Here is a 25,748-nt window from a genome sequence, read left to right as displayed (position 1 = left end):
TTCGCTTACCCTCACGTGCGAAGCACGCTCGGCCGCGAAACACGCCAATCTCGGGCACCGCGAAAACCCTCGCTGACATGATCGGGTACGTGAGATTGGAACATGCGACTATGATTGCCATCGTCGACTACCGTAAGGGCAACCTGAAGAGCGTCGAGCGCGGCTTGGCGGCCGCGGGGGGCGACGTGCTCGTCACCGACGACGCTGCCGTCATCGCCCGCGCCGACGCCGTCGTGCTGCCGGGCGTGGGCGCGTTCGCCGACGCGGCCGCCACGATGGAGGCGCTCGGGCAGGCCGGCGTCGTGCGCGATCGCATCGCCGCCGGCGTGCCGTTCTTGGGCATCTGCCTGGGAATGCACCTCATGTTCGAGGAGGGCGTCGAGGGCGCGCCCGACGAGGACGACGAGTCCTCCACGCACAACGCCCGCGGCCTCGCCGTGCTACCCGGCGTCGTGGGCGCGATGCCAAAACAGGATGACCAAGGCCTCTCCTACAAGGTGCCCCACGTGGGTTGGAACACGGTGCGGTTTCCCGGCGAGCGGCAGGAGGGCGAGGTCGATGGGAGCTCGCCCCTGTTCGACGGCATACCGTCGGGCACCTACTTCTACTTCACGCACGGTTTCATCGCGCCGTCGGGCCCGTTCGTCATCGGCGAGACCGCGCACAGCGTGACGTTCCCGAGCGCCGTCCAGTACGGCGACGTCGCGTTCGGCGTGCAGTTCCATCCCGAGAAGAGTTCGGACGCCGGAGCGCGTCTGCTGCGCAATTTCGTGTCCATCGTGAAAGGGGCGTGAGCCGTGTACCTGCTTCCGGCCATCGACATCCTGGACGGCTTGGCCGTCCGCCTCGCCAAGGGCGATTATAGCCGCGTGACCGTGTACCACGACGACCCCGCCGCGCAGGCGCAGCTGTTCGAAGAGCAGGGCGCGACGTGGCTGCACGTGGTGGACCTCGACGGCGCGCGCTCGGGCACGCCTGAGAACATCGCCATCATCGAGCGCATCATGCGCAAGACGCTGCTCAAGGTGGAGGTGGGCGGCGGCGTGCGCTCGCTCGACACCATCGCGCGCCTGGCCGACGCGGGCGTGTCGCGCGTGGTGCTGGGCACGTCGCTCGTGGCCGATCCCGCCTTCGCCGAGGCCGCCATCGCGCAGTACGGCAAGCTCTTGTGCGCAGGCATCGACGCGAAGGGCGGCGAGGTGGCCGTGGCCGGCTGGCGCGAGGGCGCGGGCGTGGCGGCCGAGGAGCTGGCACGCGACATGGCGGCGCTCGGATTCCGGCACCTCGTGTACACCGACATCGCGCGCGACGGGATGCAGACCGGCATCGACCCGGCCGCCTATGTGCGGATGGCCGAGGCGTTCGGCCATCCGGTGACCGCGTCGGGCGGCGTGGCCGGCATCGCCGACATCGAGGCGCTCGGCCGTGTGGCCGGCTGCATCGAGGGCGTCATCGCGGGGCGCGCCGTGTACGAGGGCACGCTCACGGTGGCCGACGGCGTGCGTGCCTGCGCCGAGGCCACGCGCATCGCGGAAGCGGCCGCCGTGGCTGCGAATCCCTGCGGATTGTAGCGTTGAGGTTCCGGCACGGTCAGCGAGCGAGCCTCTCGCGAGCGCGGTTGCCGGGAAGGTTTGACGAAGCGTGCCTTGGCACGTGACTGGAGCGGCAAACGGGCCGCGAGAGGCCCGCGCAGCGTCGGCACGTCCGTCGTTGCGTCAGCGACGACGGAAGGACGAAGATGCTAGCGAAGCGCGTGATCCCCTGCATGGACGTGAAGGACGGGCGCGTGGTGAAGGGCGTCAACTTCGTGAACCTGCGCGACGCGGGCGACCCCATCGAGCTCGCGCAGCGCTACGACGAGGAGCGCGCCGACGAGGTGATCTTCCTCGACATTACGGCCACGAGCGACGACCGCGCCACCACCGTGGACCTCGCCAGCCGCGCGAGCGAGCAGCTGCACCTGCCGTACTGCGTGGGCGGCGGCTTCCGCAGCGTGGCCGATATCCGCACGATGATCGCGGCCGGCGCCGACAAGGTGTCGGTGAACTCGGCCGCGGTGGCGGATCCGTCGCTCATCACGCAGGCCGCCGCCGCGTTCGGCAGCCAGGCCATCCTCTGCGCCATCGACGCGAAGCACGTCGCAGGCGCGGGAGACAAGTGGGAGGTGTACGTGCACGGCGGGCGCAAGGCCACCGGCATCGACGCCGTGCAATGGGCGCAGGAGGCGGCGCGACGCGGGGCGGGGGAGATCCTGCTCACCAGCATGGACCGCGACGGCAGCCGCGACGGCTTCGACTGCGCGCTCACCCGCGCCGTCGCGCGCGCCGTGGACATCCCGGTCATCGCCTCGGGCGGCGTGGGCAAGCTCGAGCACTTCGCCCAGGGCGTCCTCGAGGGCGAGGCCGACGCCGTCTTGGCCGCCAGCGTCTTCCACTTCGGCGAGTTTACCGTGCGCCAGGTGAAGGAGCACATGCGTGCCCAGGGTATACCGGTGAGGTTGTAGCGCTTCTCTACTTGAAATAAGAACAAGTGTTTGCTATACTGCTTCTTGGTTGGCAAGAAGCCTAACCAAGCCCGGCGCTTTCGCCGCGGTTCTCGGGACAGCCTTGTGAATGCTCGAATAGAGGAAAGAGGAGGCTGTGCCATGCTCGCCAACAATAACGATGCAGAAGTTCGCCACTGAGGTGGATTCTGAATTCTGCAGCAGCTGCTGCAGAATTCCCTGGGGCCGTATAACCCACCTTCCCGATAAGACGGAACCAGGGGCTGAACGCGAGTGGTCCGTGCAGGCCACCATCGAGAACGGGTGGAGTCGTGCGGTGCTTCGTAATCAAAGTCTTTTGGTTTGGTCGCTCTCTGCAAGGGGAGCGAGGGTTGAAATTAAGACCAAAGGCAACGTGGTAGCCGAGTACGTTCTGCGCGACACGGCAAGCCGATGGGGGTGAGCGAGTATCGGCTCGCCGAGGTGCTGCCGGAGGGGTTCGCCGAGTTGCTGCCTTTGCAGGAGGATATCGAGAAGCGGATGCGAGAAGGCGCTAGCGCGGCAGCTGTTGCGCAATTTGCGAGCGAGGAGAAAACATCATGGACGTCCCTGAACTGACTTACAACGCCGACGGGCTGATCCCCTGCATCGTGCAGGACGCGGACACGCTCGAGGTGCTCATGATGGCGTGGATGAACGAGGAATCGCTTTCGCTTACGATGGAGCGCGGCGAGACGGTGTTCTGGAGCCGCAGCAGGCAAGAGCTCTGGCACAAGGGTGCCACCAGCGGCAACACCCAGAAGGTCGTGGAGCTGCGCTACGACTGCGACGCCGACACGCTGCTTGCGCTCGTGCATCCGGCAGGACCCGCCTGCCACACGGGCACACGCTCTTGTTTCTTCCGCTCGATCAGCGTAGGTGATCGATGGTTTCCGCCTTCCTAGTCTTTGCGCTAGACTCGGAAGTAGGCTGACGGCCGATATCGGGCTTGCGTTTGCTGCTTTTGCGCAGCAAGGGGCCGAATCCCGAACCGCTCTTACGAAAAATGCCAACCGGCTTAGAGAACGTGATTGCATCAACAGCGGCAACATGACCGCTTTTCCCGTCGAATCCAAAAGCGTATCGGGTGCGGAGAATTCCATGGTTGCAGCTGGAGTACGATGGTATTTTGTAAAAGCGACATATCTCATTTCATGCATGCCTTTGTAGTCAACGGCTGAAGGGACGAAGGTTGGAGATTCCAAATCGCAACGCTTCTCATTATTCGCAGCATAACGGGGTGTTCTTTTCGTAGATGCCGAGGTTTTCGACATAAAGAGGATCATAGCTTTGGTGTTGGGCGCAGCGCTTGTGGTTTCATTGGGCTCTTGCGGGGCAAGAGAAGAGGGGCGCCATGTTGTAGGAGGCGTTCACCAGCAGCGCAGTTCCGGAGTTGTGATGGAGGTGGACAGCGTAAAAGAAACTTTCCGCGTGCATGTCGAGAAAGGCTATGTCGAAGAACTGCCCTCCGATGCTCCGTGTTTTGATTATGGGAGGGCGCAAGTGGTTGCGGGAGATTTGGATTCCCTTGAAGTGGGATCCAACGTTGAATTGGTGTATTTGGTTCCTGCTTCGGAGCCAATAATAGTCGAAGAGCTTTACATCGGGTGAAGACGGAACGGGCGGTATGTGCCTGGACGCGACAAAGAAACAAAAAGGGGTTCGGGATGGCGATCGGCGAAGTGCTGATTGCACGGAGGAGCGCTTTGAAGATGAGAGCGTTTGGCTTTATGGGCGCTGCTGCAAGCGAGCTGCCTCCTGCTCAGCGTGCTTTCGGGGATTCCGCTGTCGCAGATGCCGAAACCGGAATTTCGAATCGTCCATTCCTAAGGCTTTCTTCTCTGGTCATGAGGGTGGCAAGATCTCGTCCATCGATAACGCAACTCTTTTCTCGGGCGATCAAGTCTCTCGCTCCGTTGGGTGCTGAAAGGCTCAGTTGCGATTTGGGGGGCTCGAACGTTTCGCGATCATCGGGTTTTCTCCCTCTGCCGGGTATGTGGAGGGTCTAAAGATTTGCCCGGATATCTCGCTCTTTGCGTCGAAGTTGCGCTCAGTGTGTGCTGAGGCGAAGATGGCTCAATCGTTTAGCTTCAGCGAGGCGCGTTTGAAGCGCGTCGTGACAGCCCTTTGGTAAGCTGCTTCGATGCAGGGCGTGCGATGATGCGAAGAGCTCGCCATACGCAAACTTTGCTCAACGAAAGCATGGCTGCGGAAGAGACGGGATGGCCTGCCGTTGCGTTGATCCTGAACTGGATCAATGGAGATGCGGCGGGGCTGTTGGAGGAACATGGACGGATCTTGCGACCGGCGAAACGAGGGGTTTCATGGTGGAGCTGCATCTTTGGTTGATGTTCAAAAAGACGGATGCTTTCGCGATCAGCGAAGCGCCTGGTTGAACAATGCGATCCTTCCGAGCTTCGATGGATGCTCTCGATAGCCGAGTTTCTTTAAAAAGCGTTTGCTCTGTCTATGCCGAGTGCGGCCTTTGCCATACCCGTCGGTTCTCTTTTTGAGGCGCTGCAGAGTATTCCTTCAGGCGCATTCCATGTGCGCAGATGTGCTAGGCTGAAATTGGACGCTCCCTCAGGTTTGGCGTCTGAACTGTTTTGTGGACACGTAGCTGCCCGTCCTTATTTTGCAGGCAGGATGCCCTGCGATGGTGGCGCGATGCGAACAGGGCGGATGGGGATGGCTCGTTGGATTCCAAGGCTCTCGAAGCCCGGGCTTCGACGGGGGTGTGGTTCCCCGCCGGGATTCGATGCGGACGGTTTTTCGGATTGGGGCGTCGCTTCGAATCCCTCCCAAGAAAGCTAACCCGGTGCCCGTTTCAGAATCGATCCGTAGCCCCTCCTCCACCGCAAATCCACGAACAGGCCGCCTTCGCGCTTGAACGAAGGCGGCACATGCGATACTATGAAATTCAGTTCTGACGTCTTCCGAAGGAAGAAAACCCATCACAATGCATCTCCCCATCATGGAATTCTGCGCGCATCCGTGCGCGCTCTCCAATCGGAAAGCCAACTTATAAGGAGGATTGGGTGAAGTTCTTTCTCGACACCGCCGATCTCGCCGAGATCGAGGAGGCGGCCAGCTGGGGCGTGCTCGCGGGCGTGACCACGAACCCGACGCTGTACGCGCGCACGGGCGGCAAGCTCGCCGACTTCCACAACCATATCAAGCGCATCTGCGAGATCGTCGACGGTCCCGTGTCCGCCGAGAGCGTGGCCACCACGCGCGACGAGATGATCCGCGACGGCCGCGAGCTCGCCGCGCTCGCCGACAACGTGGTGGTGAAGCTCCCCACGATGATCGAGGGCCTGGCTGCCACGAAACAGCTGGCCGCCGAGGGCATCCCGGTGAACATGACGCTGTGCTTCACCGTGCCGCAGGCCATCATGGCCGCCCGCGCCGGCGCCCGCTACGTGAGCCCGTTCGTGGGCCGCTTCGACGACATCTCCGAGAACGGCCTCGCGCAGCTCGAAGACGTGGTGGCCGCCGTGGGCAACTACGACTTCGGCCACGACGTGGAGATCATCGCCGCGTCCGTGCGCAGCGCGAACCACGTGGCGCAGGCCGCCCTTATGGGCGCCGACATCGCCACCGTGCCCTTCGCCGCGCTCAAGAAGTGCGTGCAGCATCCGCTGACCGACCGCGGCCTCGAGGCATTTTTGAAGGACTGGGAGAAAGTGCAGGGCGCATGAGCGAGAACGAAGCGGTCCAAACGCACGCCGCTGCTGCGGGCGATGCCGAACAAAAAGCCCCGGCGCGCCGCCGTTCCACGAGCGTGAAAACGGCCAAGCCTGCAAAGGAGCCCGCCGACGCTGCCAAAGGCGACTCCGCGCCTTCGGGGCGGCCTGCGCGCATGCCGCGAAAATCGGTGAAGGCGTCTGGCCAAGGGGCGGGGCAGGGCAAGCGCTCCGCTAACGCGGGTGCCCAAGGCAAGCAGAATGCGGGCGGCGGGACCCGTCAGAAGCAAAACGGCGGCCAGGGCAAGCAGGGCAACGGTCGAAACGGCAACCAGAACATCCGCCGCCAACGCCGCCAGCATGGCAACCAAGGGCCGCGCGAAGTTCAGCCCAGCGTGTCGCGCGAAGATCTCGCCAAGCTCAAGGTGGCTGAGCTTCGCGAGAAGGCCGCCGAACTCAGCGTGGACGTGACGGGCTTGAAGAAGGCCGAGCTCGTGGAGGCCGTGTTCGAGGCGAGCGTGCGGGCTGAGGGCTTCATAGAGGTATCGGGCATCCTCGACATCCTGGCCGACGGCTACGGATTCCTTCGCACCCAGGGCTACCTGCCCAGCGAGACGGACTGCTACGTGGGCTTGTCCACCATCCGTCGCAACGGGCTGCGCAAAGGGGATCTTGTGTGCGGGCAGACGCGTCCGGCCCGCGAGAACGAAAAGTACGCCGCCATCCAGAAGGTCACGTCCGTGAACGGCACGCCGATCGACCAGTTGGGCCCGCGCGTGCGCTTCGGGGACCTCACGCCGGTGTATCCTGACGAGTGTCTGATCATGGAGCACGGGAAGCAGGCCGTCACCGCCCGCGTCATCGATCTCGTCAGCCCTATCGGCAAGGGCCAGCGCGGCTTGATCGTGAGCCCGCCCAAGGCCGGAAAGACCACGATCCTAAAAGACATCGCTGCTTCCATCAGCGCAAACAATCCAGAGGTGCACCTCATGTGCCTGCTCGTGGACGAGCGCCCCGAAGAGGTCACGGACATGCAGCGTTCCATCAAAGGCGAAGTGGTCTCCTCCACGTTCGACATGCCCACCGAGAACCACATCGCCGTGTCGGAGCTCGTCATCGAGCGGGCGAAGCGCCTCGTGGAGTGCGGCAAGGACGTCGTCATCCTCCTCGATTCGCTCACGCGGCTCGCGCGCGCCTACAACCTGGCGCAGCCGGCATCGGGCCGCATCCTGTCGGGCGGCGTGGACTCCACAGCGCTCTACCCGCCGAAGAAGTTCCTCGGCGCCGCCCGCAACATCGAGGGGGGCGGCAGCCTCACCATCCTCGCATCCGCGCTGGTGGAAACAGGGTCGAAGATGGACGAGGTCATCTTCGAGGAGTTCAAGGGCACGGGCAACATGGAGCTCAAGCTCGACCGAAACCTGGCCGACCGGCGCATCTTCCCGGCCATCGATCCGGTGGCGTCCGGCACGCGCAAGGAGGACCTGTTGCTCGATCCGCAGGAGGCGCCGCTCATCTGGGCCGTGCGCCGCATCCTCGCCAACACAAGCAGCACCGAACGCGCCATGGACATGCTCATCAAGTCGCTCAAGCAAACCGACACCAACCAAGAGTTCTTGCTGCGCACGGCCAAGAAGGCGCAGCACAGCACAAAAGCGGACGGCGCCATCGAGTTCTGAGACGCCTCTTCCGTCAGGCGCGGGACGGGAGGGGCGCCGAAGCGCTCTCGTGTAAATGCCTCGGACAACTGCTTTCGACGGCCGCGGGCGTTGCCGTTCTGCGGTAGTATGGTCTCATGTCCGACCGAGGAGGGAACATGCCACAAGACAACAGCAATTGGCAGCAGCAGGTGTGGGGGCAGCCCGCTGCGCAGCCCGCGTGCCCGCCGCCGGCTCCCAGCTCGCCGCAGCAGCCGTATTACATGCAGCCTCCGAAGAAGAGTCATGGATGGATCGTCGCGCTCGTGTCGGTCTTATGCGTGTTCGCGCTTCTCGCCGTAGGCATGGTGTCGTGCACGTCGATGTTCGCGTCGTCGATGGGTCCTCTGAGCACGAGCGGCGTGAACGATCTCGACTACCTCACTGGAGACGCGGTGGCCGTCATCAACATAGACGGAGCCATCCAGTACGACGGCACGACATGCAGCCCCGAAGGTCTGAAGGCGCAACTCGACGTCGCTGCGGACAACGTCCATGTCAAAGCCGTCGTGCTGCGCGTAGACTCCGGCGGCGGCACCGCCACGGCTGGCGAGGAGATGGCCTCCTACGTGAGGCAGTTCCGCGAGGAGACCGGAAAGCCCGTCGTGGTGTCGAGCGCTTCTATGAACGCGAGCGCCGCTTATGAGATATCGTCACAGGCCGACTACATCTTCACCGCCAAGACCACGGCGATCGGGGCCATCGGCACGGTCATGCAGATCACCGATCTGTCCGGCCTCATGGAGAAGCTCGGCATATCGGTGGACAACGTCACGAGCGCCGACAGCAAAGACTCCAGCTATGGCACGCGCCCGCTCACCGAGGAGGAACGGGCATATTACCAGAACCAGGTCGACCAGATCAACGAGACTTTCATCCAGACCGTGGCCGAGGGCCGCGGCATGGTCGAGGACGAGGTGCGCGCTCTTGCCACTGGGCTCACGTTCACCGGCATGGAGGCTGTGGAAAACGGCTTGGCCGACGAGATCGGCACGAAGGAGGACGCCGTGGCGAAAGCAGCCGAGCTGGCAGGCGTCGAGTTCTACGTCACTACCGAGATGGATCCGGTGGGAGACAGCCTGTCCAGCCTGCTCGGCCTCATGTCCGCACGGGGCGCAACCGCCGACGACATCGCACATGCGTTGAAGGAGCTTGAGAACGATGGCAGCATCGCGCACTGACACGGAACGCACGCCTTGGCCCAAGCGGGCCGTCGTCACCGCTGGCATGCCCTACGGCAACAAAGCCCTGCACTTCGGCCACATCGCCGGCGTTTTCGTGCCGGCCGACGCCTTCGCGCGCTTTTTGCGCGACCGCATCGGCGCGGCGAACGTCCGCTTCATAAGCGGCACCGACTGCTTCGGTTCGCCCATCAACGAGGGATACCGCAAGCTTGTCGAGGCGGGGGAGTTCGACGGCACCATCGAGGAGTACGTGCTGGCCAATCACGAGCGCCAGAAGGCCGCGCTTTCGGCCTTTGGCATCAGCCTCGACATCTACGAGGGTTCCAACATCGGGCATTCGGGCGATGTCCACCAGCTCATCAGCGAGAAGTTCATCGAGAAGCTGCATGAGAACGGGCATTTGCGCAAGCGTGCCACGCTGCAGTTCTACGACGTCGAGGCGGGCACGTTCCTCAATGGCCGGCAGGTGCAGGGCCGCTGCCCCGTGCAGGGATGCAAGTCCGAGCATGGCTACGCCGACGAGTGCGATCTCGGCCACAGTTACGCGCCCGAGGACCTCATAGCGCCGAAGTCGACGCTCACGGGCACGGTGCCCGAGATGCGCCCGGTAGAGAACTGGTACTTCGATCTGCCCGCGTTCGCCGACTTCCTACGCGCGCATGTGGCGGCGCTCGAAGCCGATCCGAACGTGCGCGCCATCGTGCCTCAGACCATCAAGGAATTCCTCGGCGCGCCCGTCGTCCACATCAAAAACGAGGCGCGCGAGGCCTACGAGGAGGTGGCGGGAGAGCTGCCTGCGCATGCGCTGAGGGAGGCGGAGAAGGGCAAGCAGAGCTTCGAGATCGAATTCGCCGACATCGATGCGCGCGACGCGGCGCGCGAGGTGCTGGCCCGCGCGGGCATCCGCTTCCGCACCGGCAAGGCGCTCGTGCCGTTCCGTATCACGGGCAATATCGAATGGGGCGTGAAGGCGCCTGTCATCGACGGCCTCGACGGCCTCACGGTGTGGTGCTGGCCCGAGAGCCTGTGGGCGCCCATGTCGTTCACGATGGCGGTGAACGATCAAATGGGCTTGCCGCGAGGCAGCTGGCGGGATTGGTGGTGCTCGGAGGACGCCGAGGTGTACCAGTTCATAGGGCAGGACAACCTGTATTTTTACGGCGTGGCCCAGCCTGCCATGATCGAGGCGCTGCGACCTGGGGACATCCTCGCCCCCGGTCCTTCCGAACACCCCATCCGCCAGACCACGCTCGTGGCGAACCACCACATCCTGTTCGGAGACAAGAAGGCCTCTTCGTCGGGGGCGGTGAAGCCGCCCGCGGCCGACGAGCTGCTCGACCACTACACGGTCGAGCAGCTGCGCGCGCACTTCCTCGCGCTCGGCCTCGATCAGAGATCGGTGGGTTTCAAGCCCAAGCCCTTCCTTGCCACGCCCGAGGAGCTGGCCGATCCCCGCGTCGCAGATCCGGTGCTCAAGGAGGGCGCGCTGCTCACGAACGTGTTCAACCGCCTGGCCCGCAGCTGCTTCTACGAGGCGCAGAAGAACTTCGAGGGGCATTTGCCGCTTGGCGAGGTGTCCCGCGATGCGGTGGAAAGGGCTCAGAGGACGCTCGCCGCCTACGACGAGGCGATGCATCGCGTGGAGCTGCACACCGTCATGTCGCTCATGGACGAGTTCATCCGCTGGGCGAACAAGCGTTGGGCCGATGGCATTCGGGAGGCGGAGCTTTCGAGCGACGATGCGGCGCGTCGCCAGGTGCTCGTCGACTCGTTCTACCTGCTTCGCATCGCCACGCTTCTCATGCATCCCGTGGTGCCCTTCGGCACGGAGAAGATCTGCGACTACCTGAGCTTCGAGTTCGACGACTTCTTCAGCTGGAACTACGATTTCGAAAGCATGGACGAGCTGTGCGGCGCCAGCGAGCAGGACGCGGGGCGTCATCGCATCCGCGAGCTGCCGCCCCGCTTCGACTTCTTCGCCAAGCATCCTTCTCAACTCCGCTGATCTGATGATCGGCGGAACCGTTCGACGTTGCGGGGCGCCTCCGCGCCTGATCTCGTGTCGAGGGCGAGGGTTCGCGTGTCGAAGCGTCCCTCGCCCTCGTTTTCTCCGCGACCTCAGGTGCGGAGGCGCCCTCCGGTGGTCAACTGCGCCGGCCTGCGATCGCGTGGAAGGGAGGGTCCATGGCGTTTCTTCTGATGGTCCCGCTGTTCGTCATTCGATTCGGTTTGCTGGCCGCCCTCGACAAGCGGGCTCTCGCGCGCGCGGCGCGCTTCCCGCCGCTTGCCGGACGCGAGCGCGCGGGCTGCGCTGTGTACCAGATCTCGAACGCGCTGATCGTTCTCTATCCGTTCTTCCTGAGCATCGAGACGGAGCCGACGCTCCTTGTCGCAGCCGGATGCGTCGTGTACGGGACGGGGGTTGCGCTGCTCATCGCGTCGACAGTGCGGTTCGCGCATCCGCCGGCAAGCGGTCTTCTGCAGGACGGGGTTTACCGCTTCTCGCGCAATCCGATGTACGTGTCCTACTTCCTGTACTTCCTTGGATGCGCGCTGCTCGCCCAATCGGCGTTGCTGTTCGCGCTCGTGTTGGCGTTCCAGGTGTCTGCCCATGCGATCATCAAGGCGGAGGAGCGCGAATGCGAGGAGGCGTTCGGCGAGGAGTACCGCGCCTATTGCCGCCGCGTGCGAAGGTACGTGTAGGTTTCCCCTCTGCGGCGCGCAACCGCGCCGTTGGACGGGGCGGCTCCGTTGTTTCCGTTCGCTCGCGCAGGGAAGGGCGCTCTCACCGGGGGATGATGGATCTCGTCTGCGCGCGAGCTCCCTTGGGGGCGGCGCATGGTATGATGCTCTCCCAGTCCGATCCCGATCCGAAAGGCTCGTTCCTTGCTTCACGTTGACATCTTCACCGACGGGGCCGCCCGCGGGAACCCCGGGCCGGGCGGCTACGGCGCCGTCATGCGCTTCGTCGACCGCAACGGCCGTGTGCACGAGAAGGAACTTTCCCGGGGCTTCGAACGCACGACGAACAACCGCATGGAGCTGCTCGGCGTCATCGCGGCGCTCGAAGCGCTCAAAAGCCCTTGTGACATCACGTTGTACTCCGACTCCCAGTACGTGGTGAACGCGTTCAACCAGCACTGGGTGGACGGCTGGCTCAAGCGCGGATGGAAGAACGCTCAGAAGCAGCCCGTGAAGAACGTCGATCTGTGGAAGCGTCTGATCGAGGCCAAGCGGCCCCACGTCGTCACGTTCGTGTGGGTGAAAGGGCATGCGGGGCATCCTGAGAACGAGCGGTGCGACGAGCTGGCCACCGCTGCCGCCGACGGGAGGAACCGCCTCGTCGATGAGGGGTTCGAGGGGTAGGGGCGCGCAGCCATGCCCTAGCTCGCCGCGGTCGTGACAAGCGCGCGCAACTCGTCGATGCCGGTGCCCTTCTCGGAGGAGCACACCACCGTGGGCACGTCGGTGGCGAGGCCCAGTTGCCGCACGATGGCGCTTTTCTGCTTCGCCTGCTGCTGGCGGCTCAGCTTGTCCGCCTTCGTGAGCGCCACGGCGAAGGGAAGCCCGGCCTCGCGCAGAAAGCCGACCATCCCCTCGTCGAGCGCCGACACCGCATGCCTGATGTCCACGAGGGACACCACGAGCGCCAGGTTGCGTTCCTGGGCGAAGTAGCCTTCGATGAGCTCGGCCCAGCGCTCCTTTTCCGACTTCGACACTTTCGCGTAGCCGTAGCCCGGCAGGTCGACGAAGCGCACGCTGTCGCATGAGAAGAAGTTGATGGTTGCCGTCTTGCCGGGGGTCTGCGACACCTTGGCCAGCCCTTTGCGGTTGAACAGCTTGTTCAGAAGCGACGACTTGCCAACGTTCGAGCGCCCGGCGAAGGCGATCTCGGGCAAGGTGGAGGCGGGCAGTTGCGACGATGTGCCGAAGGACCGCTCGAAAACCACGTTGTTGATGTTCATCGGTGCTCCTTAGCGGGGCGGGGGACTCTGCGCAATCCATGGTACCCGAAAAGCCTTGCGCCCAGCTGGAAAACTTTCCGGTCCGCGCGCGGGCTCCCTCGCGCGCCGACGGCGAAGGCCGTCGAAGCGTTGCCCCCCGTGGGGGGGGGTGCGCCTTCGGGCGCTCGAAAAGGGCTCGGCGGCGCGGTGCGCCCTGCCTCCTCTTCCCGTCGATGCGCTTGGTGCGGGCATGCGGAAATCGCGATCTGCGCCTTCGAAGCGAGCACGGTCGGCCAGCGTGTCGAAAAGCGCTCATCGAGGTGCGTGCGAGGGCGCGTGGCTCGAGCGCTTCGCGCTTAGAGCTTCTTTCCGATGTAGAACGCGTACCCGTAGTGCTCCTTGTGCCTCTCGTACAGGTCCGCCTCGCGCTTCATGAAAGACATCATGTCCTCAACGGCTTTCTCTCCTGCGTGCTGCTGTAGGAACTCCTCCCGCCGCGCCTCTTGCGGGGCGAAGTAGTTGTCCGTCCAGCAGCTTTCGGGCAGCGTGAACGTGGCGACGGGAACGTAGCCCGCCTTCTGCATGAGGGAGACGTTGCGTGCGATGGTGCTGATTTCGGGAACCGCGTCCATCCACCACTTCTCGATTTCGGCGGGACGCTCTTCGGTGAACCACGACTCGTAGGTCACGGCGACGTAGCCGCCCTTCCGGAGGAACCTTCTCCAATAACGCAGGCCCTTCTCGAAACCGATGTTGGAGATGGCGCCCTCGGACCAGATGAGGTCGAGTTCCTCGTCCTCGAACGGCAGCTCGCCCATCGACCCGACGATGCCCTTCACCCTGTTCTGCAAACAGCGCTTCGCGACCTCCGAGTTGAGCTTGTCGATCGAACCGGCGTACAAGTCAAGCGCGGTGATGCTCGCATCCGTGTACTGCGCCAGGACCATGGTTTGGGCGCCCGTTCCGCACCCCAGGTCGGCGATCCTCGTCAAACTCGGGAGATCCACGAAGCTCAACGCTCGCAAAGTCTCCTCCGCACTGCCCGGCCCCTGCCGCTCGAGCTCTGTGAAATACTCGTTGATGAGGCTGAATTCGAATCCTTGAACCCTTGCGTCCTCCATCGCCTTCACGCTCCTCGCCTTCCGTGGCCTGCGTCGGGTCGGCTTATCTCGCGATCGCGACCCTTTCGATAAACCGTTCGATATGCGCCGAGAGCAGCCGGGCCTCCTCTTCGTTTTCGACCGATGCGTCCGAGGCGCTCACCAGCAAGAAGAACGGCGCGTAGAGCTCGAGCGCGAGCTGCTTCGGATTGGCTTCGTTCAAGACCTCCCGCTCCATCAGCTCTCGAAGGAGATCCTCTGTGTAATCGACAGGGCCGCTCACCAGGCATGTTTGATACAACTCCATCATTTCGTGACTCCGGTACCGCTCCAAAGCCAGCATCTTCCTGAAATCGCGGCCGAACTCGTCTGCGGTCCAAAAATCAAACTGCGCTTCGAGAAAGGCGCGGACGTCCCCAAGTTTGGTGGCGCGGTAGGCCGCCGGCGATTCCTCGAACGTCTTCTCCGGCACTTCGTGGCGTCGGGCCCTCTCGACGTCCATTCGGCGCATGCGCTCCAAAATGCTGTCGAAGATGTCTTGCTTGTTCTTGTAGTGCCTGTAGAGGGCCCCTTTCGTCATGCCGAGCTCTCCGGCGATGTCGCTGACCGAGGTGCCCTCGTATCCTTTGCGTGCGAACAGGCGAAGCGCAACGTGCAGGATATCCTCTTTTGTGTCCGTCATCCAGGGCCTTTCCCTTGACGAGTGAACGATCGTTCACCACCATTAAAGTAAACGATCGTTCACTCGTCAAGAGGCTTTCGAAACGCAGTTGTGCGGAATCGCACCTTGCGCCGACCGGTTTCATCGGTTAAAATCTCACAGTTTCTAATTACGCATGCTCGTGCGACCCGATCCGCCAGTGGCCATCTGAAAAAGGCTGCGGATCCAGGGGACGACCGCGGGCAGAGGACTAACGAATGGAGAGAGCTATGACGAAAGTCGGCATCAAGACGCTGCTCGATGCGGGCAGCCACTTCGGCCATCAGACGCGCCGCTGGAACCCCAAGATGAAGCCCTACATCTTCGGTAGCCGCGGGGACATCTACATCATCGACCTCAAGCAGACGCTCGTGGGCCTCGATCAGGCGTACACGTTCGTGTCCGAGCTGGCCAAGAAGGGCGGCACCGTGCTGTTCGTGGGCACGAAGAAGCAGGCTCAGGAGGCGGTCTCCGAGGCGGCGAACCGTTGCGGCATGCCCTACGTGAACGCCCGCTGGCTTGGCGGCATGCTGACGAACTTCGTCACGATCCGCTCCCGCGTCACGCGCATGGAGGAGCTTGAGGCCATGGAGGCCGACGGCCGGATGGCGGTGCTGCCGAAAAAGGAGCAGATCCTTCTTCGCAAGGAGCTGTCGAAGCTGCAGACCAACCTCAACGGCATCCGCAATATGAAGCGCACGCCCGACGCTGTGTTCGTCATCGACACGAACCGTGAGGAGATCGCCATCAGGGAGGCGCGCCGCCTGGGCATCCCCGTCGTGGGCACGCTCGACACGAACTGCGACCCTGACGACGTCGACTACGGCATCCCGGCCAACGACGACGCCATCCGCTCCGTGCGCCTGCTGGCCGACTTCGTCGCCGATGCCGTCGTTGCGGGCGTGGGCGCGCCGGTGACTGCCGCCGAGATGGCGGGCGAGGCCGAGGCCCCCGCCGCGACCGAGGCTCCTGCCGAGCCGGTCGTCGCCGCTCCGGAGGCCGCCGAGGCTCCTGCCGCGGCTGCGGAGTAACTGACCTTCCCACCGAACGAATGCGCCGCCTTCCGGGCGGCGCTCCCACCCCGCGCGCAGCACCGAGGCGCGCATCGCGAGAGAAAGGAACAACGTGGCTGAGATCACCGCTTCCCTGGTCAAGGAGCTTCGCGAGATGACCGGCGCCGGCATGATGGAGTGCAAGAAGGCGCTCGTCGAGGCCGAGGGCGACATGGACAAGGCCGTCGACGTCCTGCGCACCCGCGGCCTGGCCGCCGTTGCCAAGAAGGCCGGCCGCGCCACCAACGAGGGCACGGTCATGGCCATCGTCTCCGACGACGCCACGACGGGCGCCGTCGTGGAGATCAACTGCGAGACCGACTTCGTGGGCATGAACGACAAGTTCAAGGCCTACGCCGAGAAGATCGCCCGCGCCGCGCTGGCCGCCAAGCCCGCCGACCTGGAGGCCTTGAAGGCCGCCGACGCCGAGGGCGAGACGGTGGAGGCCGTCGTGACCGACGCCATCCACACGCTGGGCGAGAACGTGCAGCTCGCCCGCTTCGCGGTGGTGGAGGGCGGCGGAGTGTCGTCCTACATTCACGGCGGCGGCAAGATCGGCGTGCTCGTGCAGTTCGACGTGGAGGGCATCGACCCTGCGTCCGACGGCTTCAAGGCCTACGGCCGCGACATCGCCATGCAGGTGGCCGCCGCGTCTCCCGTCGCCGCGAACCGCGACGCCGTCGACCCCGCCATCGTCGAGCATGAGAAGGCCATCTACATGGCCCAGGCCGCCGAGTCCGGCAAGCCCGAGGCCATCCAGGAGAAGATGGCCACCGGCCGCCTGGAGAAGTTCTTCAAGGAGAACACGCTCACCGAGCAGGCTTTCGTGAAGAACCCGGATCAGAGCGTGGCCGACTACACCGCCGAGGTGGCCAAGACCTTGGGCGGGCAGATCAAGATCGTCGGCTTCAAGCGTTTCGTCCTCGGAGAGTAGCCGCTTCGACGGTTTTCCGGTCGCTTGAGTCCGACGCTTCGGAGCCCCCTTGCGCCTTTTTCGGATCCCTTTCGCCTCCAATGCGCGATGCGCTTGGTAGGGCGCGCGGCTCGGGGTCGGGCGAGCGAGAGCTTGCCCGATGGCCGCGAAACGGATCGGTCGCCGGCGCGAGGGGGCTCTTGCCGTCTTGCTGCGTCGGCCCACGACGAACCCCGTTGCCATCGGCCCTTCTGCTTTCGTTGTGATGGGGGTGGGCGCGCCGTTCGGCAGTTCCTATAATGGGGTACCGCAGCGCATGCGCCTCCGACGGCGCCCATCGTCCAATGAAACCAATACCCGAAGCCCCTGAGGCGGGCACGGAGGATGCTTCCATGGCCGAAGAGATCATCATCGTACAAGGCAACGACACGCTGGCTGGCGAGGTGCCCGTTTCCGGCGCCAAGAACTCCGCACTCAAGCTCATTGCCGCAGCCTTGCTTGGCCGCGGCGCGACCACGCTTCGCAACGTTCCGCTCATCTCGGACATCGGTATCATGTCCGAAGTGCTGCGCCGTTTGGGGGCCGTCGTCGAGCGAGACGGGCACAGCCTTCTCGTGGACACGGCCGCCGTGGCCGCTTGGGAGACCCCCTACGAGCTCGTGTCGAAGATGCGTGCGAGCATCTCGGTGCTCGGGCCGCTCATCGGACGCTTCGGGCGCGCCCGTGTGGCCATGCCGGGAGGTTGCCAGATCGGTGCCCGAAAGATCGACATGCACCTCGTGGGGCTCGAGGCTATCGGTGTGGAGTTCTCGATGGACCATGGATTCCTCGAGGCGTCCACGCCGCAGGGGTTGAGCGGCGCCCACGTCGTGCTCGACTTTCCCAGCGTGGGAGCCACGGAGAACCTGCTCATGGCATCCGTCGTTGCCGAGGGCCGCACGATTATCGAGAACGCCGCGCGCGAGCCCGAGATCGTCGACCTTGCGAGCATGCTCTCGTCGATGGGTGCGCGGGTGAGCGGCGCGGGGACGGCCGTCATCGAGGTGGAGGGCGTCCCGCTCGACGACATGCGTCCCTGCGAGCATACGACGGTGGGCGACCGCATCGAGGCGGGGACGTTCCTCGCGGGAGGCGCGCTGACGGGAGGGCCGCTCACCGTGCGGGGCGTCGATCCGTCGTATCTGCGCGTCGCCCTTATGAAGCTCTCGTCCATGGGCTGCGAGGTTGAGACGGGGGAGGACTGGATAACCGTGCGTCGCAGCCGGCCCCTTCGCCCCATCGATATCCAGACCTTGCCGCATCCCGGGTTCCCCACCGACCTCCAAGCGCAGTTCATGCTGCTCGCGGCACGTGCCGAAGGCACGTCGATCATCACGGAGAACGTGTTCGAGAACAGGTTCATGTTCGCTAGCGAGCTCGCCCGCATGGGCGCGGACATCGCCATCGAGGATCATCACGCCCTCGTGCGCGGCGTTGACGTTATGCAGGGAGCCGACGTGTCCTCCACCGATCTGCGCGCAGGCGCGGCCCTCGTGCTCGCGGGCGTTGTGGCCGAGGGCGAGACGCGCGTCCACAACATCTCCCATATCGATCGCGGCTACGAGGACTACGTTGGAAAGCTGCGCTCCCTCGGTGCCGATGTCGCGCGTGTCGAGACAGGTCGGTAGGGGCGGCGATGGCTTTTCGCCGAAAGAAGGGCTTCACGGCCACGCGCTCGAAGCTGACTTCGCGCCGCTTGCGCACTGCCACGGTGGGGACCCATGTGCCGCGCCGTTCTCGAGCGGACACGAACGCTGCGTCCGTGGGGTTCTCGAACCCGCGCAAGCAAAGGCGCGCAACCCGGGGCTACGTGGACACCATCCTGCCCTCCACGGACACGCGCGAGAGCGCGTCGCAGTACGCGCGCCGCGTGAGCCGTCGGGAGTTCGCCGACGAGGCGCGTCGGCGAACACGGACGAAGCGCGTCGCCGTGCTCGTCGCGTGCGCGCTCGTCGCGCTCGTCGCGGCCGGAACGGTGGGCGTGGCCACGTTCTTCGGTTCGATCGACGGCAGGATGGGCCTTACCGGCTCAGACGCCTCGTCCGCGCTCGTTGCCGCGAAGGAAGGCGAGCCGTTCTACGCGCTCGTGGCGGCCGATCTTGACGAGGCCGGTTCGGCCGGTGCCGTCGAAGGGCCCGATGCCTTCGCGCTTGTGCGCGTCGACCAAGCGGCGCGCACGGTCACCATCGTGTCGATTCCCGCAGATCTCGAGGTTGTGCTCACGGACGGGGAAGCGCGCTCCGTCAGGGATGCGGCGGCGAGCGGAGACGCGGCGCTCCTGAAGGCGCTGGCCGGTTTCGCCGGCGTCGATATCGCGCATCTTGTGAAGACGGATGCCGCAGGCATCATGCGGCTTGTCGACGCGGTGGGCGGTATCGAAGTTGACGTCTCGGAGGAAGTGGACGATCCTGTTGCAGGCGACGTGTACCTGCCTGCCGGACGGCAGACGCTCGGGAGCCGTGAGGCCCTCACGCTCCTGCGCGCATCCAATTTCGAGCGCGGTGTCGAGCAGCAGGCGGCAAACCAGCGCGCCGTGCTCGGAGCGCTCTCGCTCGAGTTGCTCGGCGATGGGACGCTCGACCTCCTTTACCTGCTCGACGAGGTGGGCGGAGCATTCCACACCGATCTTGGCGTGTGGGGCGCGCTCGAATTGGCCGACGGACTGCGCGGCATGGGCGCCTCCGCAGTGCGGGGCGCGCTCGTGCCCGGCCAGGAGCGCCAGCGAGACGGGTCGAGCCTCTACGCAGTCTCTTCCGACGCATGGGCGGCGATGATGGAACGCGTCGAGAAGGGGGAGGAGCCTGCCGCGGAGAGCGAGGCGCCGAGCGTCGATCCCGCCAGCTTCACGATCACCGTGCGCAACGGCTCGGCCGTCACGGGCGGGGCGGCGCAGCTTGCCGGCACGCTTGAGGGTCGGGGCTTCAAGGTGGTCGAGACGGGCAACACCGATGTCTACGACGCCTACGATGAGACGCTCGTTGTCTACAACGACGACGCTTTCGAGGCGGCGGCCCAGACGGTCGTCGACGCTCTCGGGTTCGGTCGCACGGTGGCGGGAAACGGGTTCTACTCGTTCGAGAGCGACGTGCTCGTGGTGCTCGGAGAGGACTGGAAGCCAACGGCCTAACGGTCCTCTGCGTTCGGGTTCGTCGGGGCTTTTGCTTCCGGTGCGCTAGCGCGCGGGCCGTTCCCTGCGCATTCTCTCCGCATTTCCTCGGCACTCGCAAAGCGGTGTGCGGTCTATGGTAGAATCGGTGCCCGATAACAGCCGGTTCTAAGAAGGAGCGATACCATGGTAGAGAAAAATGACGTGGCGGCCGTGCTCGACCTTATCCGCCCGAGCTTGCAGGCTGACGGCGGCGATGTGAGGCTCGTCGATGTCGACGAGGACGGCGTGGTGTCCGTCGAGCTGCAAGGCGCCTGCAAAGGCTGCCCGATGTCCCAGATGACGCTTGCGAACGGTGTCGAGCGCATCCTCAAGGAGCGCGTTCCGGGCGTGACGAAGGTCGTTCCTGCCGACCTGTAGGCCTGCGCGGGACGAGAGAGCCGAAGGGGGAGCGATGGCGAGGTGCTGGGAGCGGCGCGGTTGCGACGAGGAGATGAGGTCGCGCTGCCCGCACAACATCCCCGGCGAGCCGTGTCCGGCTGACTGCCGATTCGCGGCGTGCGCGCGCGACACCCATGTGGTGTGCCAGGATTTCAACGTCCTGCTCAATCCCGAGCGCGACTACGACGCCGCCGTGAAGGAGATCTGCCGTTTCTGCGTGCACTTTCTCGAGCGCGGTCCGAGCTTGGCGCAACGCGAGGGCGACGACGTGCGACGACAAGGCAACCCGAACCGATTCTTGCTATAGGGCCCGCGGCCGCCGAGAGGCGGCCGCTGTTCGTGACGGCCTGAGGCTACGGAGGATTCGCCTGCGCATTCGCGAGCTCGTCTTTCGCGGGTTCTGCTACAATGGGTTGACGAGGAAGCGTGCGAGCGAAGGAGCGTGGGCCGATGAGCAAGGGCGTGTCGTGTCCCGCCTGCGGGATCGAAGGGCTAGACGTGTGCCGCTACGAGGCCATGATGGTGGTTCGCGCCGATCTGGCCCTGTTCACCCTGCGCTGCCCGCGTTGCGGCGCCGTTGTGTCGAGCATGCAGCGCATCCCTTCCGAGCTGCGGGAGGAAGTCCGGTTCGCTGCCTTAGAGGTGGGTGCCGGCATGGGAAGGGAGTGACGCCGCCTCATCGGTCGGCCCCGATTCGCCTCGGTTGCATGCTCGCTTCGTCGTGCGCTCGTCCCGTCGGCTCGTCCGATTCGGATATCGCGCGACGCCTCTTGGAAACCATCGAAGGAGCCCCATGCTCAACGACATCTACCACAGCATCGATCCCGTCTTGTTTTCCTTCGGGCCTCTCACCGTGCGCTGGTACGGTGTGGCCTATGTGCTGGGGTTTTTGTGCGCTGGCTTCGTCGTCTGGCGCGTTGCGCGTCGTTGGCGCGTGCGGGTGGACGCCGACTCGCTCCTCACCATCATGTTCTGCGTCATCGTGGGCGTCATCGCGGGTGGGCGCTTGGGCTACGTGCTCTTCTACGGCGACGGGTATTACCTGGCGCATCCCGAGAAGATACTCGCGTTCAACGAGGGCGGGATGAGCTTTCACGGAGGTCTTGTCGGCGCGCTTTTGTCGGGCATCGTGGCGGGAAAGCTCACCGGCATACCGTATCTCACGTTGGCCGACCTCGGCTGCATCGGCGCGCCGCTCGGCCTCCTGTTTGGTCGCTGTGCGAACTTCGTGAACGGAGAGCTGTGGGGCGCCCCCACCGACGCGCCGTGGGGCGTGGTGTTCGGTGGTGCAGCGGGCACCATGCCGCGCCATCCTTCGCAACTCTACGAGGCTCTGCTCGAAGGCGTCGTTATCTTCACGGTGCTCTACTTGCTCTCGCGTCGTCTGCCGCCGCGGCCTCGCGGCACGTTCCTCGGGCTGTTCCTGGTGATGTACGGCTGCTTCCGCTTCCTCGTCGAGTTCGTGCGCGAGCCCGACGTGCAGCTGGGGTACCTGTGGGGCGGATGGCTCACGATGGGGCAGCTTCTGTCGGCGCCGCTCATCGTGGTGGGAGCGGGCGTGCTCATTTATGCGCTTGTCGTGAAAAGGCCGCAGCGGGGGCTTCCAGAAATGCAACAAAAATAGTAGCATATAGATTGGAAATCAAAGGACAGAAGGGGGACTCATCATGGATCTCAAATTCTACAAGTGTCTGCATTGCGGCAACGTGGCTGTCAAGCCGTTCGACGCGGGCGTGCCGCTTGCGTGCTGTGGCGAGCCGATGGTCGAGCTTACGGCCAACACCACCGACGCAGCTGTTGAGAAGCATGTGCCCGTCGTCTCGGTGGATGGCGCGAACGTCCATGTGGAGGTGGGCAGCACGCTTCACCCCATGACCGATGAGCATCTCATCGCGTTCGTCTGCCTCGTTACGAAGCGCGGCTACCAGATCCGCGAGCTCACGTCTGCCGATGCGCCGACGGCCGATTTCGCCGTGGCCGAAGGCGACGCGCCTGTGAAGGTGTACGAGTACTGCAATCTCCACGGTCTTTGGGTCGCCGAGCTGTAGCCGACGGCCATTCGCGCCGAGCGCGGCTTTGAGCGCCCGCCCGATCATGGGGCGGGCGCTCGCGCGTTTTGGGGCGGATGGGCTGCGCGCAAGTACGAGCTTCCTCGATCGGGCGCCGAGGTGGCGATGCGGTCGTTTTGGGGCTTGCGTCGGGTCGCTCGCTGAGGGAGGGAGCCGTGCTACAATCGTGCGCGAAGAGCGCCGGCTTGCGGCGCACGACGTCCGTGGATGGGAGGAAGCTCATGGGATTTCTCGACAACGCGCAGGAGATGCTCGACAAGGGCGTGTCGGCGGCGAAAGGGGCCGTCTCGGGCGTGGCCGTGGAGCAGCAGTCGTTCGCAAAGGCGTTCGTGCGCCTGTGCGCCGACGGCTGGAGCCAGGGCTGGCACGAGGGCAACGGCGGAAACCTGTCGTACCGCCTTGCGCCTGAGGACGTGGCCTCGTGCCGTTCGTTTTTCTACGACAATCCCAGTTCGTGGGTTTCCCTCGGGGTTCAAGCGGATGGCTTGCGCGGCGAGTTCCTGATGGTGACGGCTGCAGGCGCTCATCTGCGGGCTGTGCCGCTCGATCCCGATGCCGCGGCTGGCATCGTGGAGATCGGCCCCTCGGGAGACGCATGGCGCATTGTCTGGGGCTTCAAGGGCGGCGCGGTGCCCACGAGCGAGCTTGCGAGCCACGCGGCCGTCCATGCCGTGCGCAAGGAGGTCACCGGCGGGGCCGACCGTGTTCTCTACCATGCCCATCCCGCCGACATAGTGGCGCTTACGAGCGTGCTGCCTCCCGATGCGCGCACCTTCACGCGCGCCTTGTGGAAGGTGCTCATGGAGAGCATGGTGGCGTTCCCGCGCGGCATCGGCGTGGTGCCGTGGATGGTGCCGGGCGGTCCTGCCGTCGCTGCGGCCACGGCAGAGGCGATGCGCTCCTTTGACGCGTGCGTATGGGCGCACCATGGCGCGTTTTGCCCTGGCCCCACCTTCGATGCGGCTTTCGGCCTCATGCACGCCCTCTCGAAGGCCGCAGGCATTTACGTGAGCGCCCGGGCGATGAGCGGCGGCGAGCTCCCGTTCTCGATCCCCGACGAAGGGCTGCGCGGCATCGCCGAAGCGTACCGCCTTCCCGTGAACGGGGCGTTCCTCTCGTAGGGCGCTGCCTTTCGCTTCGGGCTGCTCGCGTCCGAAGAGGCGTCCGGGGGCCCGTCGCTCGGTGTCGGCGATTCGGCTGAATGCGAAGGGAAGGGACAGCTGTGATCATCAGCGCGAGCAGGAGAACCGACATTCCGAGGTTCTACTCGGAGTGGTTCTTCAACCGGGTGCGGGAGGGGTTCGTGGCGACGCGCAACCCCTTCAATGCGGATCAGGTGGCGAAGTGGCGGCTCGATGCCGAGACGGTGGACGCCATCGTGTTCTGGACGAAGGATCCCGCGCCGATGCTCGGACGGTTGCGCGAGCTGGACGAGCGCGGGTTCGTCTACTACTTCCAGTTCACCCTCACGCCGTACGGCAGGGACGTGGAGCCGGGCGTGCGCGGCAAGGACGCGGTGGCGGACACGTTCAGGCGGCTTGCGGAGGCCGTGGGTCCCGAGCGGGTGATCTGGCACTACGACCCCGTCTTCCTCGGCAAAGCGCATACCGAGGAGTGGCATGCGGAGCGGTTCGGCTCTTTGGCGGATGCGCTGCACGACTGCACGAAGCGCGTGGTCATCAGTTTTCTGGACGCGGATTACCGTGCTGTTCGCAGGATGGGGCAGGAGAGCGTGCGCGGCGGCACGGCGCAGGAGCAGGATCGCCTTGCGGGCAGGTTGTCCGGCATCGCGCGGGCGGCGGGCCTCGAGATGTCGACATGTGCCGAGGAGGCCGACTTGTCGCGTCATGACATCGGGCGGGGACGTTGCATCGACGCCGCGCTGATCGAGCGGATATCCGGCCGGGCTCGGTCGGGATGCGCCTTCCGAGCGGCGAGGGACAAAAACCAGCGGGATTCGTGCGGGTGCGTTGAGAGCGTGGATATCGGTGCGTACAACACGTGCGCCCACGGGTGCGCTTACTGCTACGCGAATTTCAACCCGGGCGTCATCGCGGAGAACCGCAGGCGGCACGACCCTGCCTCCCCGGCGCTTTTGGGAGGGTGCGACGCGGCGGCGCTGGGGTTTCGCGCAGGGCAGCGCAGCCTGTGGGAGAGGCAAGGGCGCCTCTTTTGACGGATCGCGCAGACGGCGACGGGGCTTTCGCGGGTGGTGCCCCGCGCCGCGTTTCCGATTCTTCCTCGAAACGTCGGAAATGCGCGTTTGGTGAACGGTTTTGTCGCTCATGCGGCTTAGGCATCTGCGCGGAGAGGGTTCGTTCCCGTCGTTTTCCCAGCTCGCCAAAATGCGCGGCCATCTCTCTTCCCTTCGGTTGTCAAAAGCTGTTCACCAAGCGCAAATTCTGTGAGGCGATCGGCGAACCCTCTCATGATCGCGCGAGGGACCCTATAGATTCCTGCAAATTCTCCGAGAACTCCGTGCATGATCGGGCGATCTGTGCTATAGTGCAAAAGCTTGTCTTCGCCTTGGTCGGAAACCAAGGCTCGTAAAGGAGAACCAGGAACATGAAACAGGGAATTCATCCGGAGTACATGGAGTGCACGGTCAAGTGCAGCTGCGGGAACACGTTCACGACGCGTTCCACGAAGCCCGAGCTGAAGATCGACATCTGCAACGTGTGCCATCCGTTCTACACCGGCCAGCAGCGCTTCGTCGACACCGGCGGACGCGTCCAGCGCTTCGCTGACAAGTTCGGTGCCGCCAAGGAGACGGTGGCCGAGCGCGAGGCTGCCCGCAAGGCCGCGCGTGCCGCCGCGGTGGCCGAGGCGGAGGCCAAGCGCAAGGCCGAACGCGAGGCGAAGGCCGCCGAGAAGGCCAAGCGCGCCGAGGAGTTCGCGAAGAAGGCCGCTGCCGCCGAGGCTAAGAAAGCCGCTGAGGAAGCGGCTGTCGAGGCCGGCACCGAGGCGGAGGCCGCCGGGGAAGAGGCCGCCGCTGCGGATTCCGTGGTCGCGGAGGCCCAGGAGGCCGCTGCGGAGGCTCCTGCCGTCGAATAGCGCTTTTCGCGCCGACGTTCCGCGTCAGACGAGCGCCCGGTCATCGACCGGGCGCTTTCGCTTTTCGCTCGAGGATCGGCGACGGGCGGCCGCCAGTGGATCGGCGACGGACTGCCCGAGGGTCGGCAAACGTGGGCTTCGGGCCGCAGCTTTCGCAGCCCCTGGTGGGGGGGGGGGGGGGGGGGGGGGGGGGGGGGGGGGGGGGGGGGGGGGGGGGGGGGGGGGGGGGGGGGGGGGGGGGG

Annotated in this window: 26 protein-coding genes; 23 read left to right on the top strand and 3 right to left on the bottom strand. The window is 64.9% G+C overall.

Going from position 1 to position 25,748, the window contains the following annotated elements; all coding sequences use genetic code 11:
- Positions 1 to 110: 110 nt before the first annotated feature.
- The 11 genes from hisH to rnhA all read left to right on the top strand — a co-directional run bounded on the left by hisH (position 111) and on the right by rnhA (position 12,454).
- Entirely contained in the window at positions 111 to 794 is a 684-nt protein-coding gene (gene hisH / locus B5F40_RS14310) for an imidazole glycerol phosphate synthase subunit HisH (RefSeq protein ID WP_087194951.1), read from the top strand.
- Positions 795 to 797: 3 nt separating this feature from the next.
- Positions 798 to 1,571 (top strand): 1-(5-phosphoribosyl)-5-[(5-phosphoribosylamino)methylideneamino]imidazole-4-carboxamide isomerase, encoded by a 774-nt coding sequence (hisA, locus tag B5F40_RS14305; RefSeq protein WP_087194950.1) that lies wholly within the window; start codon positions 798 to 800, stop codon positions 1,569 to 1,571.
- 167 nt (positions 1,572 to 1,738) lie between these two features.
- Positions 1,739 to 2,503, top strand: coding sequence for an imidazole glycerol phosphate synthase subunit HisF (gene hisF, locus B5F40_RS14300; RefSeq protein WP_087194949.1), 765 nt, complete (start codon positions 1,739 to 1,741; stop codon positions 2,501 to 2,503).
- Between the two features lie 578 nt (positions 2,504 to 3,081).
- The gene (gene hisI, locus B5F40_RS14295; protein ID WP_087194948.1) at positions 3,082 to 3,426 is read left to right on the top strand and encodes a phosphoribosyl-AMP cyclohydrolase; all 345 of its coding nucleotides are present in this window, start codon (positions 3,082 to 3,084) and stop codon (positions 3,424 to 3,426) included.
- 493 nt (positions 3,427 to 3,919) lie between these two features.
- Positions 3,920 to 4,132: a hypothetical protein gene (locus tag B5F40_RS16060; RefSeq protein ID WP_140396518.1), complete on the top strand. Its 213-nt coding sequence runs from the start codon at positions 3,920 to 3,922 to the stop codon at positions 4,130 to 4,132.
- Between the two features lie 1,427 nt (positions 4,133 to 5,559).
- Positions 5,560 to 6,222 carry a fructose-6-phosphate aldolase gene (gene fsa / locus B5F40_RS14285; RefSeq protein ID WP_087194946.1) on the top strand — a complete coding sequence of 221 codons (663 nt, stop codon included), beginning with the start codon at positions 5,560 to 5,562 and terminating at the stop codon, positions 6,220 to 6,222.
- Positions 6,219 to 7,886, top strand: coding sequence for a transcription termination factor Rho (gene rho / locus B5F40_RS14280; protein ID WP_087194945.1), 1,668 nt, complete (start codon positions 6,219 to 6,221; stop codon positions 7,884 to 7,886). The genes fsa and rho overlap by 4 nt, the downstream gene beginning before the upstream one ends.
- A 137-nt stretch (positions 7,887 to 8,023) precedes the next feature.
- Complete coding sequence (gene sppA, locus B5F40_RS14275; protein WP_087194944.1) at positions 8,024 to 9,085, top strand: signal peptide peptidase SppA; 1,062 nt, start codon at positions 8,024 to 8,026, stop codon at positions 9,083 to 9,085.
- On the top strand, positions 9,066 to 11,093 hold the full coding sequence (locus B5F40_RS14270) for a methionine--tRNA ligase (protein WP_087194943.1): 2,028 nt from the start codon (positions 9,066 to 9,068) through the stop codon (positions 11,091 to 11,093). Before sppA ends, B5F40_RS14270 begins: the two co-directional genes overlap by 20 nt.
- Positions 11,094 to 11,272: 179 nt before the next feature.
- Positions 11,273 to 11,791 (top strand): methyltransferase family protein, encoded by a 519-nt coding sequence (locus tag B5F40_RS14265; RefSeq protein WP_087194942.1) that lies wholly within the window; start codon positions 11,273 to 11,275, stop codon positions 11,789 to 11,791.
- Positions 11,792 to 11,974: 183 nt separating this feature from the next.
- The gene (gene rnhA, locus B5F40_RS14260) at positions 11,975 to 12,454 is read left to right on the top strand and encodes a ribonuclease HI (protein ID WP_087194941.1); all 480 of its coding nucleotides are present in this window, start codon (positions 11,975 to 11,977) and stop codon (positions 12,452 to 12,454) included.
- Between the two features lie 17 nt (positions 12,455 to 12,471).
- On the opposite strand, the gene yihA is transcribed toward rnhA, so the two are convergent.
- The 3 genes from yihA to B5F40_RS14245 all read right to left on the bottom strand — a co-directional run bounded on the left by yihA (position 12,472) and on the right by B5F40_RS14245 (position 14,814).
- Positions 12,472 to 13,053 carry a ribosome biogenesis GTP-binding protein YihA/YsxC gene (yihA, locus tag B5F40_RS14255; RefSeq protein WP_087194940.1) on the bottom strand — a complete coding sequence of 194 codons (582 nt, stop codon included), beginning with the start codon at positions 13,051 to 13,053 and terminating at the stop codon, positions 12,472 to 12,474.
- Positions 13,054 to 13,388: 335 nt separating this feature from the next.
- Complete coding sequence (locus B5F40_RS14250; protein ID WP_087194939.1) at positions 13,389 to 14,153, bottom strand: class I SAM-dependent methyltransferase; 765 nt, start codon at positions 14,151 to 14,153, stop codon at positions 13,389 to 13,391.
- Between the two features lie 43 nt (positions 14,154 to 14,196).
- On the bottom strand, positions 14,197 to 14,814 hold the full coding sequence (locus B5F40_RS14245) for a TetR/AcrR family transcriptional regulator (protein ID WP_087194938.1): 618 nt from the start codon (positions 14,812 to 14,814) through the stop codon (positions 14,197 to 14,199).
- A gap of 248 nt (positions 14,815 to 15,062) precedes the next feature.
- On the opposite strand from B5F40_RS14245, the gene rpsB reads away from it, so the two are divergent.
- From rpsB to rpmE, 12 genes are all read left to right on the top strand, one after another.
- Complete coding sequence (rpsB, locus tag B5F40_RS14240) at positions 15,063 to 15,863, top strand: 30S ribosomal protein S2 (protein ID WP_087194959.1); 801 nt, start codon at positions 15,063 to 15,065, stop codon at positions 15,861 to 15,863.
- 94 nt (positions 15,864 to 15,957) lie between these two features.
- Positions 15,958 to 16,818 (top strand): translation elongation factor Ts, encoded by an 861-nt coding sequence (gene tsf / locus B5F40_RS14235; protein WP_087194937.1) that lies wholly within the window; start codon positions 15,958 to 15,960, stop codon positions 16,816 to 16,818.
- A gap of 371 nt (positions 16,819 to 17,189) precedes the next feature.
- On the top strand, positions 17,190 to 18,464 hold the full coding sequence (gene murA, locus B5F40_RS14230) for a UDP-N-acetylglucosamine 1-carboxyvinyltransferase (RefSeq protein ID WP_087194936.1): 1,275 nt from the start codon (positions 17,190 to 17,192) through the stop codon (positions 18,462 to 18,464).
- A gap of 8 nt (positions 18,465 to 18,472) precedes the next feature.
- Positions 18,473 to 19,963 carry an LCP family protein gene (locus B5F40_RS14225; protein WP_087194935.1) on the top strand — a complete coding sequence of 497 codons (1,491 nt, stop codon included), beginning with the start codon at positions 18,473 to 18,475 and terminating at the stop codon, positions 19,961 to 19,963.
- 165 nt (positions 19,964 to 20,128) lie between these two features.
- A complete protein-coding gene (locus B5F40_RS14220; protein WP_087194934.1) occupies positions 20,129 to 20,362 on the top strand; it encodes a NifU family protein in 234 nt (77 codons plus the stop codon).
- Between the two features lie 34 nt (positions 20,363 to 20,396).
- Entirely contained in the window at positions 20,397 to 20,690 is a 294-nt protein-coding gene (locus B5F40_RS14215) for a hypothetical protein (protein WP_087194933.1), read from the top strand.
- Between the two features lie 143 nt (positions 20,691 to 20,833).
- Complete coding sequence (locus B5F40_RS14210; protein ID WP_087194932.1) at positions 20,834 to 21,052, top strand: UDP-N-acetylmuramoylalanyl-D-glutamate--2,6-diaminopimelate ligase; 219 nt, start codon at positions 20,834 to 20,836, stop codon at positions 21,050 to 21,052.
- 124 nt (positions 21,053 to 21,176) lie between these two features.
- Entirely contained in the window at positions 21,177 to 22,007 is an 831-nt protein-coding gene (gene lgt / locus B5F40_RS14205) for a prolipoprotein diacylglyceryl transferase (RefSeq protein ID WP_087194931.1), read from the top strand.
- A gap of 43 nt (positions 22,008 to 22,050) precedes the next feature.
- The gene (locus B5F40_RS14200) at positions 22,051 to 22,431 is read left to right on the top strand and encodes a desulfoferrodoxin family protein (RefSeq protein WP_087194930.1); all 381 of its coding nucleotides are present in this window, start codon (positions 22,051 to 22,053) and stop codon (positions 22,429 to 22,431) included.
- Positions 22,432 to 22,607: 176 nt separating this feature from the next.
- Positions 22,608 to 23,573: a rhamnulose-1-phosphate aldolase gene (rhaD, locus tag B5F40_RS14195; RefSeq protein ID WP_239443077.1), complete on the top strand. Its 966-nt coding sequence runs from the start codon at positions 22,608 to 22,610 to the stop codon at positions 23,571 to 23,573.
- 101 nt (positions 23,574 to 23,674) lie between these two features.
- Positions 23,675 to 24,628 (top strand): DUF1848 domain-containing protein, encoded by a 954-nt coding sequence (locus tag B5F40_RS14190; RefSeq protein ID WP_162610998.1) that lies wholly within the window; start codon positions 23,675 to 23,677, stop codon positions 24,626 to 24,628.
- A gap of 389 nt (positions 24,629 to 25,017) precedes the next feature.
- Positions 25,018 to 25,506 carry a 50S ribosomal protein L31 gene (gene rpmE / locus B5F40_RS14185; protein ID WP_087194927.1) on the top strand — a complete coding sequence of 163 codons (489 nt, stop codon included), beginning with the start codon at positions 25,018 to 25,020 and terminating at the stop codon, positions 25,504 to 25,506.
- Positions 25,507 to 25,748: the final 242 nt, after the last annotated feature.

The sequence above is a fragment of the Gordonibacter sp. An230 genome, from assembly GCF_002159915.1.
Lineage (GTDB): Bacteria > Actinomycetota > Coriobacteriia > Coriobacteriales > Eggerthellaceae > Rubneribacter.
The sequence above is the reverse complement of the archived record's forward strand: the minus strand, read 5'-3'. Positions and strand labels throughout refer to the sequence as shown.

Bases quoted from the DNA above. Each gene is read 5' to 3' on its own strand.
- B5F40_RS14200 (WP_087194930.1), top strand. From the start codon at position 22,051: ATGGATCTCAAATTCTACAAGTGTCTGCATTGCGGCAACGTGGCTGTC.
- hisI (WP_087194948.1), top strand. From the start codon at position 3,082: ATGGACGTCCCTGAACTGACTTACAACGCCGACGGGCTGATCCCCTGC.
- B5F40_RS14265 (WP_087194942.1), top strand. From the start codon at position 11,273: ATGGCGTTTCTTCTGATGGTCCCGCTGTTCGTCATTCGATTCGGTTTG.
- lgt (WP_087194931.1), top strand. From the start codon at position 21,177: ATGCTCAACGACATCTACCACAGCATCGATCCCGTCTTGTTTTCCTTC.
- B5F40_RS16060 (WP_140396518.1), top strand. From the start codon at position 3,920: ATGGAGGTGGACAGCGTAAAAGAAACTTTCCGCGTGCATGTCGAGAAA.
- B5F40_RS14210 (WP_087194932.1), top strand. From the start codon at position 20,834: ATGAGCAAGGGCGTGTCGTGTCCCGCCTGCGGGATCGAAGGGCTAGAC.
- B5F40_RS14250 (WP_087194939.1), bottom strand. From the start codon at position 14,153: ATGGAGGACGCAAGGGTTCAAGGATTCGAATTCAGCCTCATCAACGAG.
- hisF (WP_087194949.1), top strand. From the start codon at position 1,739: ATGCTAGCGAAGCGCGTGATCCCCTGCATGGACGTGAAGGACGGGCGC.
- B5F40_RS14215 (WP_087194933.1), top strand. From the start codon at position 20,397: ATGGCGAGGTGCTGGGAGCGGCGCGGTTGCGACGAGGAGATGAGGTCG.
- murA (WP_087194936.1), top strand. From the start codon at position 17,190: ATGGCCGAAGAGATCATCATCGTACAAGGCAACGACACGCTGGCTGGC.
- B5F40_RS14245 (WP_087194938.1), bottom strand. From the start codon at position 14,814: ATGACGGACACAAAAGAGGATATCCTGCACGTTGCGCTTCGCCTGTTC.
- rpsB (WP_087194959.1), top strand. From the start codon at position 15,063: ATGACGAAAGTCGGCATCAAGACGCTGCTCGATGCGGGCAGCCACTTC.
- rpmE (WP_087194927.1), top strand. From the start codon at position 25,018: ATGAAACAGGGAATTCATCCGGAGTACATGGAGTGCACGGTCAAGTGC.
- sppA (WP_087194944.1), top strand. From the start codon at position 8,024: ATGCCACAAGACAACAGCAATTGGCAGCAGCAGGTGTGGGGGCAGCCC.
- B5F40_RS14225 (WP_087194935.1), top strand. From the start codon at position 18,473: ATGGCTTTTCGCCGAAAGAAGGGCTTCACGGCCACGCGCTCGAAGCTG.
- hisH (WP_087194951.1), top strand. From the start codon at position 111: ATGATTGCCATCGTCGACTACCGTAAGGGCAACCTGAAGAGCGTCGAG.
- B5F40_RS14220 (WP_087194934.1), top strand. From the start codon at position 20,129: ATGGTAGAGAAAAATGACGTGGCGGCCGTGCTCGACCTTATCCGCCCG.
- B5F40_RS14270 (WP_087194943.1), top strand. From the start codon at position 9,066: ATGGCAGCATCGCGCACTGACACGGAACGCACGCCTTGGCCCAAGCGG.
- yihA (WP_087194940.1), bottom strand. From the start codon at position 13,053: ATGAACATCAACAACGTGGTTTTCGAGCGGTCCTTCGGCACATCGTCG.
- rho (WP_087194945.1), top strand. From the start codon at position 6,219: ATGAGCGAGAACGAAGCGGTCCAAACGCACGCCGCTGCTGCGGGCGAT.